Below are 15902 nucleotides of genomic sequence, written 5' to 3'. Positions count from 1 at the left end.
TTGTCGGGGCCGGTCATCGGGGGTCTCCACTCATTCCGGACGAGTCGAAATCGTCGCGCCCGCCCAGGGCCATGTTGATCAGGGCGTCGGTGTCCATGTCGTCGATCGAGCCGACCTCCCCATCGGTGGGGGCGAGTGTGTCCGGGGCGGCTCCGCCGAGTTCCAGCAGGCGTTCCAGGAGCCCCGCGTCCCGCAGCCGGCCGATCGGTATGGCGTGCAGTACGTCCCTGATCCGGCGCTCCGTGTCGGGCTCGCCGTCGTCCGTGTCGGGGGCCAGGTGCACGGTGAGTTCGGCGGCGAGGGCGGCGGCGTTCGGGTGGTCGAAGACGAGGGTGGGCGGCAGGCGCAGGCCGGTGGCGGCGTTGAGCAGGTTGCGGAACTCGACCGCGCTGAGCGAGTCGAAGCCCAGCTCCTTGAAGGGGCGGGAGGCCGGGACGTCCTCGGGTCCTGAGTGGCCGAGGATGGCGGCCGCGTGCGTCCTGACGACTTCGAGCAGTTCGGGCTCCCACTCGTCGGCCGAAAGGTCCGCCAGACGGCGCCGCAGTGCGTCGGCCGTGTCCGTCGCGGCCGGTCGCGCCGCCGGGCGTCGTACGAGCGTGCCGAACAGCGGCGGCAGTTCGGCCTGCGCCGCCAGGGACGTGAGGTCGAGGCGGATCGGGACGAGGGCCGGTGCGTCGGTGCCGAGCGCCGCGTCGAGGAGTGCGAGGCCGTCCGTCTCGGACAGCGGCCGCACTCCGGTACGGGACATACGGCGGCGATCGCCGTCCACCAGGTCGGCGGCCATGCCGTCGGCGCCGTCCCACAGGCCCCAGGCCAGGGAGTGTGCCGGCATGCCGAGGGTCTGCCGGTGGGCCGCGAGCGCGTCGAGGAAGGCGTTGGCGGCGGCGTAACTACCCTGACCGGGGCTGCCGAAGACACCTGCGGCCGACGAGAACAGCACGAACGCCGAGAGCTTGGCCGACTCGGTGAGTTCGTGCAGGTTGAGAGCGGCGTCGACCTTGGGGCGGAGTACGGCGTCGACCCGTTCGGGGCTGAGCGAGCCGATCACGCCGTCGTCCAGCACACCGGCCGCGTGCACCACCCCGGTCAGCGGGTGGTCGACGGGTACCGCCGCCAGAACACCGGCGAGAGCGTCCCGGTCGGCGACGTCACACGCCGCCACGTCGACGTGCGCGCCCAACGCGTCCAGTTCCGCGACCAGTTCGGCGCAGCCCGCGGCGGCGGGACCGCGCCTGCCGAGGAGCAGCAGCCGCCGTACGCCGTGTGCGGTCACCAGGTGGCGGGCCACCAGCCTGCCGAGCATGCCGGTGGCGCCGGTCAGCAGCACCGTGCCTCCGGGGTCGAAGGCCGGCAGCCGGTCGGTGACGGCGGGGGTGAGGGCAGGGGCGTCGGCGGAGGTGCCGACGGGAACGGTGGTGGGGGCGGTGGCGCGCGGTCCGGAGGGCCTGGTCAGTCGGGCCACCCGGACTTCGCCGCCGTGTACGGCCACTTGGGGCTCGCCGGTGGCCAGAGCCGTCCCGAGCGCGTCGAAGTCGTCGAGGTCGGCCAGCACGATGCGACCGGGGTTCTCCGACTGGGCCGAACGCACCAGGCCCCACACCGCCGCACCGGCAAGGTCCGTCACCGCGTCGACGGCGACCGCGTTCCTGGTGACCACCACCAGCGTGGAACGGGCGTACCGCTCGTCCGCGAGCCAGCTCTGCAGGACGCCGAGGACGCGGTTGACCTCCCGGTGCACGGCGTCGCTGTCCTGACCCGCTTCGGTGACGCTCTCCAGCACGACCGTCTCCGGCACGGCGCCGTCCGAGTCGAGCTGGTGCCAGTGCTCCCAGGTCGACGGCACCGGAACCGGAGTCGGTACGGGCGTCCAGGTGAGTTCGAACAGCGCCTCCCGCCCCACGGCACCGGCGGTGGCGAGCGCGGCCGTGTCGACCTCGCGCAGCACCAGCGACTCGACGGAGGCGACCGGCCGGCCCGCACCGTCACTGATCTCCAGCGCGACTCCGCCCTCGGGCGCCGGGGACAGCCGTACCCGCAGCCGGGTGGCGCCCGGCGCGGACACCGTGACACGCGTCCAGGTGAACGGAAGCCGAGCCGCTTCGGGTTCACCCGTACGCAGTCCGACGGCCTGGAGCCCCGCGTCCAGCAGAGCGGGGTGCAGCCGGAAGCCCTCACCCAGCGGCACCGTGGGCGGCAGGGCCACCTCGGCGTACACGTCGTCGCCGTGCCGCCACACCGCGGTCAGCCCCTGGAAGGTGGCGCCGTACGACAGTCCTTCGGCGGCCAGACGGTCGTAGCGGCCCGTGAGATCGACCGGGACGGCGTCGTGCGGCGGCCACACCGAGGATACGGCGGCGGGAGCGGTGGCGGACGTCGGGACGAGTGCGGCTGCCCGTACGGCGCCGACGGCGTGCCGGACCCATGGACGGCCCGGCTCGTCGCCGCGCGAGTGGACGCTGACGGGGCGGACACCCGAGCCGTCCGGTGCCCCGACGAGCACTTGGACGGCGACACCGCCGTGCTCCGGTATCACCAGCGGCGATTCGAGCACCAATTCGTCGAGCAGGTCGCAGCCGCTCTCCTCGGCCGCGGTGATCGCCAACTCCAGGAACCCGGTGCCCGGGAAGAGGATCGAGCCGCCCACGACGTGATCGGCCAGCCAGGGCTGCGTCCGCGCCGACAGGCGGCCGGTCAGCATCACCATGTCCGAATCGGCCACGGTCACCGCCGCGCCGAGCAGGGGATGAACGGCCCGGGTCAGCCCGATGGACTCGGGGTCACCGCCGCCCTTCGCGCCTCCACCGGCCCAGTACAGGCGGCGTTGGAAGGGGTAGGTGGGGAGGTCGTCGAGGTGTCGTCCGGGGGTGTGGAGGGCGGTGAAGTCGACGTCGGTGCCGGTGGTGTGGAGGGTGCCGAGGGCGGTGAGGAGGGTGTGGGGCTCGGGGCGGTCTCGGCGTTGGGTGGCAGTGATGTGGGTGGTGTCGGCGGGGAGGGTGTCCTCGGCCATGGCGGCCAGGACGGTGTCGGGGCCGAGTTCGAGGAACTTGGTCGCACCCTGTGCGGCGAGGGTGGTGAGGGCGTCGGCGAAGCGGACCGGTTCGCGGACCTGGCGGACCCAGTAGGCGGGGTCGCGGAGATCGTCGGTGGCCGGCTCGCCGGTGAGGGTCGAGACCAGTGGGATACGCGGGGTGTTGTAGGAGAGCTGGGAGGCGACCTCGGCGAAGTCGGCCAACATGGGTTCCATCAGCGGGGAGTGGAAGGCGTGGGAGACGCGGAGCCGGGTGACTTTGTGGTCCTGCAGCCTCTCGATCGTCTCCGTGACCGCGTCCTCGGCGCCGGAGACGACGACGGAGCGTGGCCCGTTGACCGCCGCGATCTCGACGCCGTCCGTGAGGGCTGCCCGTACTACGGATTCCTCGGCCCGGACGGACGCCATCGCACCACCCGCGGGCAGCGCCTGCATCAACCGAGCACGCGCCGCGACCAGACGAGCCGCATCCGATAGCGACAGAACCCCCGCCACATGCGCAGCGGCCAGCTCGCCGATGGAGTGCCCGGCCACGAAGTCCGGCCTCAGCCCCGCCGACTCCAGCAACCGGAACAGGGCAACCTCTACCGCGAACAGACCCGGCTGCGCCCAGCCCGTCCGCTGCACCAGGTCCGCATCCTCACCCCACACGACCTCACGCAACGGGCGCTCGAGATGAACGTCCAGCGCCGCGACCACCTCATCGAAGGCCGAAGCGAACACCGGGAACCGAGCCGCCAGTTCACGGCCCATCCCGAGCCGCTGAGCCCCCTGCCCCGTGAACAGAAAGGCCAGCTTGCCGCCCACCCGGGACACCGTGCCCAAGCTCGCCAGCCCGCGCAGCAGTTCCTCCCGGTCCGCGCCCACGACCACGGCCCGGTGCTCGAACTGCCCGCGTCCGGCGAGGGTTCGGGCCACGTCCGCCGGGTGCGGCGACTCGTTCCCGGTGACGTACGACTTGAGCTGATCGGCGTAGGCCGTCAGCGCCTCGGGGGTCTTCGCCGACACCGCCCAGGCCACCGGAGCGACCGACTCCGACCCCGCATCGCCATCGGACACGACGACCGCGTCCGCCGGCGGCTCCTCCACGATCACATGCGCGTTCGTCCCGCTCAGTCCGAACGAGGACACCGCAGCGCGGCGAGGGCGCCCGGCAGCCGTGGACCATTCCCGGCTCTCGGTCAGCAGCTCGACCGCTCCGGCGGACCAGTCCACCTGCGCCGAGGGCTCGTCGACGTGCAGCGTGCGCGGCAGCGTGCCGTGCCGCATCGCCAGGACCATCTTCATGATTCCCGCGGCACCGGCCGCAGCCTGCGTGTGACCGATGTTCGACTTGATGGAGCCGAGCAGGACGGGCTTGTCGAGCGGCCGGCCCCGCCCGTACGTCGCCAGGAGCGCCTGGGCCTCGATGGGGTCACCGAGGACCGTGCCCGTCCCGTGCCCTTCCACCGCGTCCACGTCCGCGGACGACAGTCCGGCGGCGGCAAGCGCCTGCTCGATCACCCGCTCCTGCGCGGGCCCGTTCGGCGCGGTGAGCCCGTTCGACGCGCCGTCCTGGTTCACCGCCGAGCCTCGGACCACCGCCAGCACCGGATGCCCCAGACGCCGGGCGTCCGACAACCGCTCCACCAGCAGAACGCCGGCGCCTTCGGAGAACCCGGTCCCGTCCGCCGTGGCGGCGAACGAGCGGCAGCGGCCGTCCGGTGAGAGACCCCGCTGCCTGCTGAACTCGACGAAGACCTCGGGTGTGGCCATGACCGTCACGCCACCCGCGAGCGCGAGCGTGCACTCGCCGTTGCGCAGGGCCTGGGCCGCCAGATGCAGAGCCACCAGGGAGGACGAGCATGCCGTGTCCACAGTGACCGCCGGGCCCTCCAGGCCGAACGTGTACGCAACCCGGCCCGAGGCGATGGAGCCGGTGTTGCTGTTGTCCTGATAGTCGTGGTACATGACGCCCGCGAAGACGCCGGTGGCGCTGCCGCGCAGCGTGACGGGGTCGATCCCCGCCCGCTCGAACGCCTCCCACGAGGTCTCCAACAACAACCGCTGCTGCGGGTCCATCGCCAGCGCCTCGTTCGGGCTGATGCCGAAGAAGCCGGCGTCGAACTCCCCCGCCTCATGCAGGAATCCGCCCGATCGGGCATAGCTGCGTCCTGCCGTACCCGGCTCGGGGTCGTAGACGCTGTCCACGTCCCAGCCCCGGTTCGCCGGGAAGTCCGACACCGCGTCCCCCCCGGAGTCCACCAGCCGCCACAGTTCCTCCGGCGAGGACACCCCGCCCGGGAAACGGCAGGCCATCCCCACGATGACCACCGGCTCGTCGTCGACCCCGGCGGCCGGCGCGGGAGCGGCCGCCGACGGACGGGTGCCGTCGTCGAACAGGAGCCTGTCCAGGTGGCCGGCGACCGCGGTGGCCGTCGGGTGGTCGAACACCAGCGTCGCGGGCAGCCGCAGACCGGTCACGGCGTTCAGGCGATTGCGCAGTTCCACGGCGGACAGGGAGTCGAAGCCCAGATCCTTGAAGGCCTGGTCGGCCGCCACGGAGTCAGCCGACGGGTGCCCGAGCACCCGCGCCACCTCGGTCCGCACGAGGCGGAGGAGTTCCCGGTCCCGCTCCTCGGCGGGACGACCGGCGAGGGCGGCGTGCAGGGAGCCGTCGCCTGGGGCGTTGCCTGCGGCCCGGCGAGCCGGGGGTACCAGCCCGCGCAGCATCGAGGAGAGCGGCCCGGATGCGGCGTCGGCGGCGCGTAGCGCGGGAAGGTCCAGCCGGACGAGGACCCGCAGGGCTTCGTCCGCGGTCAGGGCGGAGTCGAAGAGCGAAAGGCCCTGCCCCGTCGTCATCGGAGGGAATCCGTTGCGCCCCAGGCGACGCAGTTCCGCTTGGCCGAGGCGCTCGCCCATGCCCCCCGCGGCCCACAGTCCCCAGGCCAGCGACACCGCCGGGAGGCCCGCTGCCCGACGGTGGGCGGCGAGGGCGTCGAGGAACGTGTTGGCGGCGGCGTAGTTGCCCTGGCCCGGTGCGCCGAACACGCCGGCCGACGAGGAGAACAGGACGAACGCGGCGAGCGGTTGGTCCAGGGTGAGTTCATGGAGGTGCCAGGCGGCGTCCGCCTTCGCTCGCAGTACCGCGTCCAGCCGCTCCGGGCTCAGCGACGCCACCACACCGTCGTCCAACGCCCCGGCCGTGTGCACCACACCGGTCAACGGATGCTCAGCAGGAACGCCGGCCAACACCATGGCCAGTGCATCGCGGTCCGACACGTCACAGGCCGCCACCACCACCTCGGCACCGAGACCCTCCAGCTCGGCCGCCAACTCCCCCGCACCCGGCGCCTGTGCGCCTCGGCGACTCACCAACACCATTCGCCGCACACCGTGTTCCCTCACCAAATGCCGCGCCACCAGCCCACCCAGACCACCGGTACCACCGGTGACCAGCACCGTGCCCGCGGGGTTCAGAGTGGAGGCCTCGCCGTGCGCGGCCGTCACTCGCGCCAGACGTGGGACGCGCGCTTCCCCGTCGCGCAGGACGATCTCGGGCTCGCCGGAGGCCACTCCTGCCGCCAGCGCGGCGGCCGATGCCTGGCTGCCGTCCGTGTCCACCAGGGCGAACCGGCCGGGGTGCTCGGCCTGCGCCGACCGCAGCAGGCCGTACAGCGGGGCCGCGGCGAGGTCGACCGGGCCGTGACCGTCGGGTACGGCGTTCGATGTCACGAAGACCAGGCGGGTGTCGCCGAGCCGCTCCAGCGCCAGCCACTCCTGGAGGAGCCCCAGCACCCGGCTCGTGGCACTGCGGACCTCCGTGAGCACGTCACCGCCGCCCACGGATACGGCCCCGCAGTGGACCACCACCCGGTCGGGGAGCCCCGTCCCCTCGTCGGCCGCCATGGCGAGCGCGGAGAGCTCCGGGAAGGACGTGGCACCGTCCAGGCCCGCCGGGGAGTCGCTGCCGAGCACCGCCACGGAGGCCGCGCCGGAGGGCTTCGGGAGCGGGGTCCACTCCACCCGGTAGCTCGCGTCCTGGTGCGCCGCACGCTCCCGGAGCTGGTCGGCCGAGACAGGGCGGGACACCAGCGAGCCCACCGTGAGCACCGGGTTGCCGCGCAGATCGGTGGCAGTGACGCTCAGGGCGTCTCCGGCCAGGGCGTCGCCCCCGGCCGGTGCGATCCGCACCCGCACGGCGGTGGCGCCCATCGCGTGGCAGGCCACCTCGGTCCAGGCGAACGGGAGCATCGCGCCCTCGTCCGTGCGGGACGCGGTCCTCGCGGCCAGCAGCGGGGCGTGCAGGCAGGCGTCGAGGAGCGCGGGGTGCAGGCCGTAGCGGTCCGCCTCGGCGTCCACCGGCTCCGGCAGGACGACCTCGGCGTAGAGCTCTTCGCCCCGCCGCCAGACCTTGCGAAGCCCCTGGAACGAGCTGCCGTAGGCGTAGCCCTCGTCGAGCAGCCGTCGGTAGAAGCCGTCCGTGGGCAGCTCCTCGGCGTCGGCGGGCGGCCAGTCGGCACCGTCGACGGACGGTTCGGGGCCGGCGGCGGTCAGCAGGCCCTCGGCGTGCAGGGTCCAGGGCGTGTCCTCCGCGGTCGCCGAGTGGACGCCGACCGTGCGGGAGCCGGACTCGTCGGCCCCGCCCACGACGACCCGCAGCATCACCGTGCCGGCGTCGGGCAGGACGAGCGGCGCGTGGAGGGTCAGTTCCCCGAGCAGCGGGCACCCCACCTGATCGCCCGCGTGCAGCGCCAACTCGACGAGCGCTGCGCCCGGGAGCAGCACCACCCCCATCACCGCGTGGTCCGCCGGCCAGGAGTGTGTGGTCCCCGAGATCCGCCCGGTGAGGACGAACTCGCCCGAGGCCGAACCCGGCAGCGCCACAGCCGCGCCCAACAGGGGATGGTTGAGCGGCCGCAGACCCGCCGACACCACGTCCCCGCCGCTCGCCCCCGCCCAGGCGTTGGACCAGTACTCCTGGGTGTCGGCCCAGTAGCGCGCACGCTGGAAGGCGTAGGTGGGAAGGCCGTCGACATGCCGTCCGTGGGCGTGGAGGGCGGTGAAGTCCACGTCGGTGCCCCGTACGTGCAGTTCACCGAGCGCGGTCAGCAGCGCGTACGACTCCTCCCGGTCGCGGCGCTGACTGGCCACGGCGTACGCCTCGACCGGGAGGGAGTCCTCCGCCATGGCCGCCAGCACGGCGTCCGGGCCGACCTCGAAGAACTTGGTCGCGCCCTGTGCACAGAGGCTGGCGAGGGCGTCGGCGAAGCGGACCGGCTGCCGGACCTGGCGGACCCAGTAGCCGGGGTCGCGCAGTTCGTCGGCCGCCGGTTCGCCGGTCAGCGTCGAGACCAACGGGATGCGCGGCACGTCGTACGACAACTGGGCCGCCTCCTCGGCGAAGTCGGCCAGCATCGGCTCCATCAGCGGGGAGTGGAACGCGTGGCTGACACGAAGACGCGTGACCTTGTGGTCATGGAGACGCTCGATCGTCTCCGTCAGCGCGTCCTCGGCGCCCGAGATGACGACGGACCTCAGGCCGTTGACCGCCGCGATCCCGACACCGTCAGCCAACGCCGCCCGCACCACGGACTCTTCGGCCCGAATGGATGCCATCGCCCCACCGGCGGGCAGCGCCTGCATCAACCGCGCACGAGCCGCGACCAGCCGAGCCGCGTCCGGCAGCGACAGAACGCCCGCCACGTGCGCTGCGGCCAGTTCACCGATGGAGTGCCCGGCCACGAAGTCCGGCTTCAGACCCGCCGACTCCAGCAGCCGGAAGAGCGCGACCTCGACGGCGAACAGGCCCGGCTGCGCCCAGCCCGTCCGCTGCACCAGGTCCGCGTCCTCACCCCACAGCACCTCGCGCAGCGGCCGCTCAAGGTGAACGTCCAGGGCCGCGACCACCTCGTCGAAGGCCGACGCGAACACCGGGAAACGAGCCGCCAGTTCACGACCCATGCCCAGCCGCTGCGCCCCTTGTCCCGTGAACAGGAACGCCGACTTGCCCGCCACGGTGGACACCGCGTCCACACCGGCCAGCCCGCGCAGCAGTTCCTCCCGGTCAGCGCCGACGACCACGGCCCGGTGCCCGAACTGCCGCCGGGCGGCCAGCGTCCACGCCACGTCCACCGGACTCGGCGACTCCCGGTCGGCGAGGTAGGACCTGAGCTGATCGGCGTAGGCCGTCAGCGCCTCGGGCGTCTTCCCCGACACCGTCCACGCCACCGGCCGTACTTCGTGCGTGCCGGGCGCCGGCTCGACGGCAGCCGGCTCCTCCAGGATCACGTGCGCGTTCGTCCCGCTGATCCCGAACGACGACACGCCGGCCCGGCGCGGGCGGCCCTCCGCCGCCGCCCATTCCCGGGCTTCGCTCAGCAGTCGCACCGCCCCGGCGGACCAGTCCACCCGCGCCGACGGCTCGTCCACGTGCAGGGAGCGCGGCAGCACGCCGTGCCGCATGGCCAGGATCATCTTCATGATCCCGGCGACTCCCGCCGCGGCCTGGGTGTGTCCGATGTTCGACTTGACGGAGCCCAGCCACAACGGGCGTCCCTCGGGGCGGTCCTGCCCGTACGCGGCCAGCAGCGCCTGCGCCTCGATGGGGTCGCCCAGGACCGTCCCGGTGCCGTGTCCCTCCACCGCGTCGACGTCCGCGGACGACAGACCCGCCGCCGCGAGCGCCTGCCGGATGACCCGTTGCTGCGAAGGGCCGTTCGGCGCGGTGAAGCCGTTCGAGGCGCCGTCCTGGTTCACGGCCGAGCCCCGTACCACCGCCAGCACCGGGTGGCCGAGACGACGTGCGTCGGACAGCCGCTCGACCAGCAGCAGGCCGGCGCCTTCGGAGATTCCGGTGCCGTCGGCCGCTTCCGCGTAGGGCTTGCAGCGGCCGTCGTGGGAGAGGGCGCGCTGTCTGCTGAACTCGACGAAGATCTCGGGGGTGGCCATGACGCTGGCGCCGCCGACCAGGGCGAGCGTGCACTCGCCGGAGCGCAGGGCGCGCGCCGCGAGGTGCAGGGCCACCAGGGAGGACGAGCAGGCCGTGTCGACGGTGACCGCCGGGCCCTCCAGACCGAAGGTGTACGCCACCCGGCCGGACGCGTTGGCGCCGGTGCCGCTGTTGCCGGCGTAGTCGTGGTACATCAGGCCGGCGAAGACGCCGGTGGCGCTGCCGCGCAGGGTGGCCGGGTCGATGCCGGCGCGCTCGAACGCCTCCCACGCACACTCCAGGAGCAGGCGCTGCTGGGGGTCCATGGCCAGGGCTTCATTGGGGCTGATGCCGAAGAAGGCGGGGTCGAAGTCGGCGGCGTCGTAGAGGAATCCGCCCTGGCGGGTGTAGCTGCTGCCGGGGCGCTCGGCGGTGGGGTCGTGGAGTTCGTCGACGTTCCAGCCGCGGTCGGCGGGGAATTCGGAGACGGCGTCCACTCCGTCTGAGACGAGCCGCCACAGGTCCTCGGGGGAGCCGACGCCGCCGGGGAAGCGGCAGCTCATGGCCACCACGGCGACGGGCTCGGTGTCCGGGACCGCCACGGCGCCGGACGTCCCCCAGGCCCCGGTCGTCACCCCGGTCGCCCCGGTCGTGCCGGCGAGCTCGCCGAGCAGGAAGCGGGCCAGGGCGCCGGGGGACGGGTAGTCGAACGCGAGGGTCACCGGCAGTCGCAGGCCGAGTGTGCGGCCCAGGCGGTTGCGGAACTCGACGGCGGTCAGCGAGTCGAACCCCATGTCGCGGAAGGCGCGGTCGGGGTCGATGTCGGAGGCGCCGGCGAAGCCGAGAACGACCGCGGCGCGGTCCAGGACGAGGTCGAGCAGGGCCTGTTCCCGGTCGGCGTCGGGGAGCCCGGTGAGGAAGTCGGTGGCCGAGTCCGGGGTGGGCAGTGCGGCGGCGGTTCGGCGGGTGCCGGGCACGAGGCCGCGGAAGAGGGTGGGGACGTCGGGCTGTCCACGCAGCGCGGCCAGGTCGAAGCGGGCGGGAAGCAGGACGGGTTCGCGGCGGGCCAGGGCGGCGTCGAACAGTGCCGTCCCTTCCTCGTCGGACAGGCCGATCATGCCACTGCGGGTGATGCGGGCGCGGTCGTCCGCGCCGAGGCCGCCGGTCATTCCGCTGCCCTGTGCCCAGAATCCCCAGGCCAGCGACTGCGCGGGGCGGCCCTGCGCGCGGCGGTGGGTGGCGAGGCCGTCGAGGAAGGCGTTGGCGGCCGCGTAGTTGCCCTGTCCGGGTGAGCCGAGGGTGCCGGCCGCGCCGGAGAACAGGACGAACAGGTCGACGTCGCCGCCCAGGTCGTGCAGGTTGAGGGCCGCGTCGGCCTTGGGCCGGAGTACGGCGTCCAGGTGCTGCGGGGTGAGGGTGGTGAGGGTGCCGTCGGCGAGGACGCCGGCCGCGTGGACGATGCCGCGCAGTGGCCGGTCGGCGGGTACGGCGGCGAGTGCCTGAGCCAGGGCGTCGCGGTCGGCGGCGTCGCAGGCGGCGAACGTGACGGTGTGGGCGCCCAGTTCGACGAGTCGTTCGCGCAGTGCGTCGGCGCCGGGTGTGTCGGCTCCGCGGCGGCCCAGGAGCAGCAGGTGCCGTACGCCGTGCCGGGTGACCAGGTGCCGGGCGAGGAGTCCGCCGAGAGTGCCCGCTCCCCCGGTGATGAGGACGGTGGTGTCCGGGGCGAACGGAATGACGGTGGCCTCGGTGTCCTCGTCGTCGGTACGGGCCGCGGCGGGGACCCGGGCGAGCCGGGCCCCGTGGAACTGGGCGTCGCGGAAGATCAGTTGGGGTTCGCCGGAGGCGACGATGGCCGGCAGCCGGTCGGCGAGAGGTCCGTCCGCGTCGGCCAGCACGATCCGGCCGGGGTGTTCCGACTGTGCGGAGCGCACGAGGCCCCACACGGCGGCCCCGGCGAGGTCGGTGACGTCCTCGCCGTCCAGGGCGACCGCGCCCCGGGTGTGCACGAGGAGCGTCGAGTCGGCGAAGCGGTCGTCGGTCAGCCAGGTCTGGAGTGCGGTGAGGACACGGTGGGTGGCGGCGTGCACCGCGGACCGGTCGGTGCCGGGTTCGACCGCCAGGGTGATGACGTGCGGTGTCTCCGGGCCGGCCGCCTCGTCGCGGATCGCCTCGCTGCGGGCTACCTCGTCACGGATCGCCTCGCCCCGGCTCACCTCGTCCCACGCTGCCGCGGTGACGGGCTCGCCCGGCCCGACGGTCACCGGTGTCCACGAGGGCCGGTACAGCGCGTCGTGGACGGGTCGCGTGCCGTCGGTCCACTCGTCCGGTGCCGGCCGCAGGACGACCGAGTCGAGCGAGACGACCGGGGCGCCGGTCGGGTCGGCGGCCTCCAGCGCGACCTCGCCCTCACGGAGCGCGGTGAGCCGGACCCGCAGGTGCGAGGCTCCGGAGGCGTGCAGGGTGAGGCCGGAGAACGCGAACGGCAGCAGGGCGCGCTCGGCGACGGCGCCGGTCAGGGCACAGGCGTGCAGGGCGGCGTCCAGCAGGGCCGGGTGCAGGCCGAAGGCGCGGTCCTGGTCGTCGGCGTCCTGGCCGGCGTCGGGCAGTCCGTCGGAGACGGCGTCGGGCAGTCGTACCTCGGCGTACACGTCGTCGCCGGCGCGCCAGACGGCGCGCAGTCCCTGGAAGACGGGGCCGTAGCTCAGTCCGGTCTCGGCGAGTGCGGGGTAGAAGCCGTCGAGGTCGACGGGGGTCGCCCCGGCGGGCGGCCACTGGGTGCGGGTGCCGGGGGCGGTGGCCGGTCCGGGGGCGAGCAGGCCGGTGGCGTGGCGGGTCCAGGGTTCGTGTTCGGGGGCGTCCTCGGCCCGCGCGTAGACGTGCAGGGGGCGTGCCCCGTCCTGGTCGGGGCCGCCCACGACGACGTGCAGCTGGGTGCCGCTCGCGTCGTTGAGGAGGAGGGGTGCCTCGACGGTCAGTTCGGCCAGGACGGGGCAGCCGGTCTCGTCGCCTGCGCGTACGGCCAGTTCCACGAAGCCGGTGCCGGGGAACACGGCCGTGCCGAGCACGGTGTGGTCGGCGAGCCACGGCTGGGCGGCCGTGGACAGCCTGCCGGTGAGGATCACGCCGTCCGACGCGGGGGTGGCGACGACGGCGCCGAGCAGGGGGTGGCGCGCGGCGCGCTGGCCGGCGCCGGTGACGTCGCCGCCGGTGCCGGTGGTGGCGTCCAGCCAGTACCGGGTGTGCCGGAAGGGGTAGGTGGGCAGGCCCGTGCGGCGGCCGCCGAGGCAGGCGCGGGACCAGTCGACCGCGACACCGTGCACATGGGCCTCGGCGAGCGAGGACAGGAAGCGGTCGGGGCCGCCGTCGTCGCGGCGCAGGGTGCCGGTGACGGTAGCGAGCGCTCCGGCATCGACGAAGGTCTCCTCCATGGCGAGCTTGAGCACGGGGTGGGCGCTGGTCTCGACGAAGACGTCGAAGCCCGTCTCGGCCAGGGCGCGGGCGGTGTCGGCGAAGCGGACCGTCTGCCGCAGGTTGCGGTACCAGTACTCGGCGTCGAGTGCGGTGGTGTCGAGGAGTCCGCCGGTCACCGTGGAGTGGAAGGGCACCTCCGCGCTGCGGGGCCGGATCGGCGCGAGGAGTTCCAGGAGCCGGTCGCGGATGCCTTCGACGTAGTGGGAGTGCGAGGCGTAGTCGACCGGGATCACGCGGGCGCGGACGCCGGAGTCGGTGAGGTCGGCGCGCAGGCGCTCCAGTGCGTCGGGCTCACCGCAGACGACGACCGAGCCGGGGCCGTTGACCGCGGCGAGGGAGAGGCCGCCGAGGTCGCGGATGCGGGCTTCGGCGGCCTCGGCGGACAGGGCCACCGACATCATTCCGCCCAGTCCGGCCAGTCGCTCGGCGATGAGGCGGCTGCGCAGGGCGACCACGCGGGCGCCGTCCTCGAGGGTCAGGCCGCCGGCCACGCAGGCCGCGGCGATCTCGCCCTGTGAGTGGCCGATCACGGCGGCCGGCTCGACGCCGTGTGCGCGCCAGAGGTGCGCGAGGGAGACCATGACGGCCCACAGCGCGGGCTGCACCACGTCGACGGCGTCGAGCGTGGGCGCGTCCGGGGCGCCGCGCAGGACGTCGAGCAGATCCCAGTCGACGAAGGGGCGCAGTGCTTCGGCGCATTCGGTCACGCGCCGCGCGAACTCCTGGGACGAGTCCAGCAGTTCTACGGCCATGCCGGCCCACTGGGAGCCCTGGCCGGGAAAGACGAAGGCTGTCTGCGAGCCGGTGCGTGCGGTGCCCTGTACGACGTTCGCCGCTTCCCGGTGTTCGGCGAGTGCGGTGAGTCCGGCGACCAGTTCGGCGGTGGTCGCGCCGATCACGACGGCACGGTGGCCGAGCGTCGCGCGCGTCGCGGTCAGCGAGTACGCGATGTCGGCGGGATCGGCGGGATCGGCGGAATCGGTCTCCTGACCGGTCACGAAGTCGGCCAGCCGTGCCGCCGTCGCGGCGAGCGCGTCGTCGTCGTTCGCGGAGAGCGGCCACGCGTGGGCGGCGGGCGCGGTGTGTACGGTGCGCGGCGGGGCGAGCGAGGTGCCCTGCGCCTCGGCTTCGAGGATGACGTGGGCGTTGGTGCCGCTCACTCCGAACGAGGAGACGGCCGCGCGCCGGGGGTGTTCGCGGTCCGGCCACGGCTGGGCGTCCGTCAGCAGCCGGACCGCGCCGGACGTCCAGTCGACCTTGCTGGACGGCTCCGTCACGTGCAGGGTGCGGGGCAGCACGCCGTGCCGCAGGGCCATGACCATCTTGATGACGCCGCCGACCCCGGCGGCGGCCTGGGCGTGTCCGAAGTTCGACTTCAACGAGCCCAGCCAGAGTGGCTGTTCGGGTGTCCGGCCCTGGCCGTAGGTGGCCAGCAGGGCCTGCGCCTCGATGGGGTCGCCCAGGGTGGTGCCGGTGCCGTGGCCCTCGACCGCGTCGACCTGCCCGGCGGGCAGTCGCGCGTCGTCGAGGGCCTGGCGGATGACGCGCTGCTGGGCCGGTCCGCTGGGGGCGGTGAGGCCGTTGCTCGCGCCGTCCTGGTTGACGGCGCTGCCGCGGATCACGGCGAGTACGTCGTGGCCGTTGCGCCGCGCGTCGCAGAGCCGTTCCAGCAGCAGTACGCCGGCGCCCTCCGCCCAGCCGGTGCCGTCGGCGGTGTCGGAGTACGCCTTGCAGCGGCCGTCCGGGGCCAGCCCGCGCTGCCGGCTGAAGGCCACGAACGGCGCGGGTGTGCACATCACCATCACGCCGCCGGCCAGCGCCATCGTGCACTCGCGGCGGCGCAGTGCCTGTACGGCGAGGTGCAGGGCCACGAGTGAGGAGGAGCAGGCGGTGTCGACGGTCAGGGTGGGGCCCTCCAGGCCGAGGGTGTAGGCGACGCGGCCCGAGATGACCGCTGAGGCGGCCGCGGTGCCGAGGTACGCCTCGGCCGCGTCGGGGGCGGCGTTGAGGAGGTCGCCGTAGTCCTGGTAGCCGGATCCGGTGAAGACGCCGATCGGCTCGCCGCGTACGGCGTCGGGGGCGATGCCGGCCCGTTCGAGCACTTCCCAGGACACCTCCAGCATGAGCCGCTGCTGCGGGTCCATGACGACGGCTTCGCGCGGGGAGATGCCGAACAGGCCGGCGTCGAAGCCGATGGCGTCGTAGAGGAATCCGCCCTCGGCGACGTAGCTCGTGCCCTGCCGGTCGGCCTCGGTCGACAGCAGCCGGTCCAGGGGCCAGCCCCGGTCGTCGGGCAGCGGCCCGACGGCGTCGACACCGTGCGCGACGAGGTCCCACAGCGCCTCGGGGGTGCGCACTCCGCCGGGGTAGCGGCAGGCCATGGAGACGATGGCGATCGGGTCGTGGGCCGCGGCGCGGGCGTCCTGGAGTTGCTGTTTGGTCTGCGCGAGGTCGGCCGTCACCCGTCGCAGGTAGTCGAGAAGCTTCTTGTCC

Annotated in this window: 1 protein-coding gene; it reads right to left on the bottom strand. The window is 73.8% G+C overall.

Annotated elements, in window-relative coordinates; genetic code table 11:
* Positions 1–13: 13 nt before the first annotated feature.
* Positions 14–15871 (bottom strand): SDR family NAD(P)-dependent oxidoreductase, encoded by a 15858-nt coding sequence (locus PV343_RS10945; protein WP_415923482.1) that lies wholly within the window; start codon positions 15869–15871, stop codon positions 14–16.
* Positions 15872–15902 lie beyond the last annotated feature (31 nt).

The sequence above is a fragment of the Streptomyces sp. WI03-4A genome (genome assembly GCF_033792105.1).
Lineage (GTDB): Bacteria > Actinomycetota > Actinomycetes > Streptomycetales > Streptomycetaceae > Streptomyces > Streptomyces collinus_A.
This window is presented reverse-complemented; position numbering and strand designations above follow the sequence as displayed.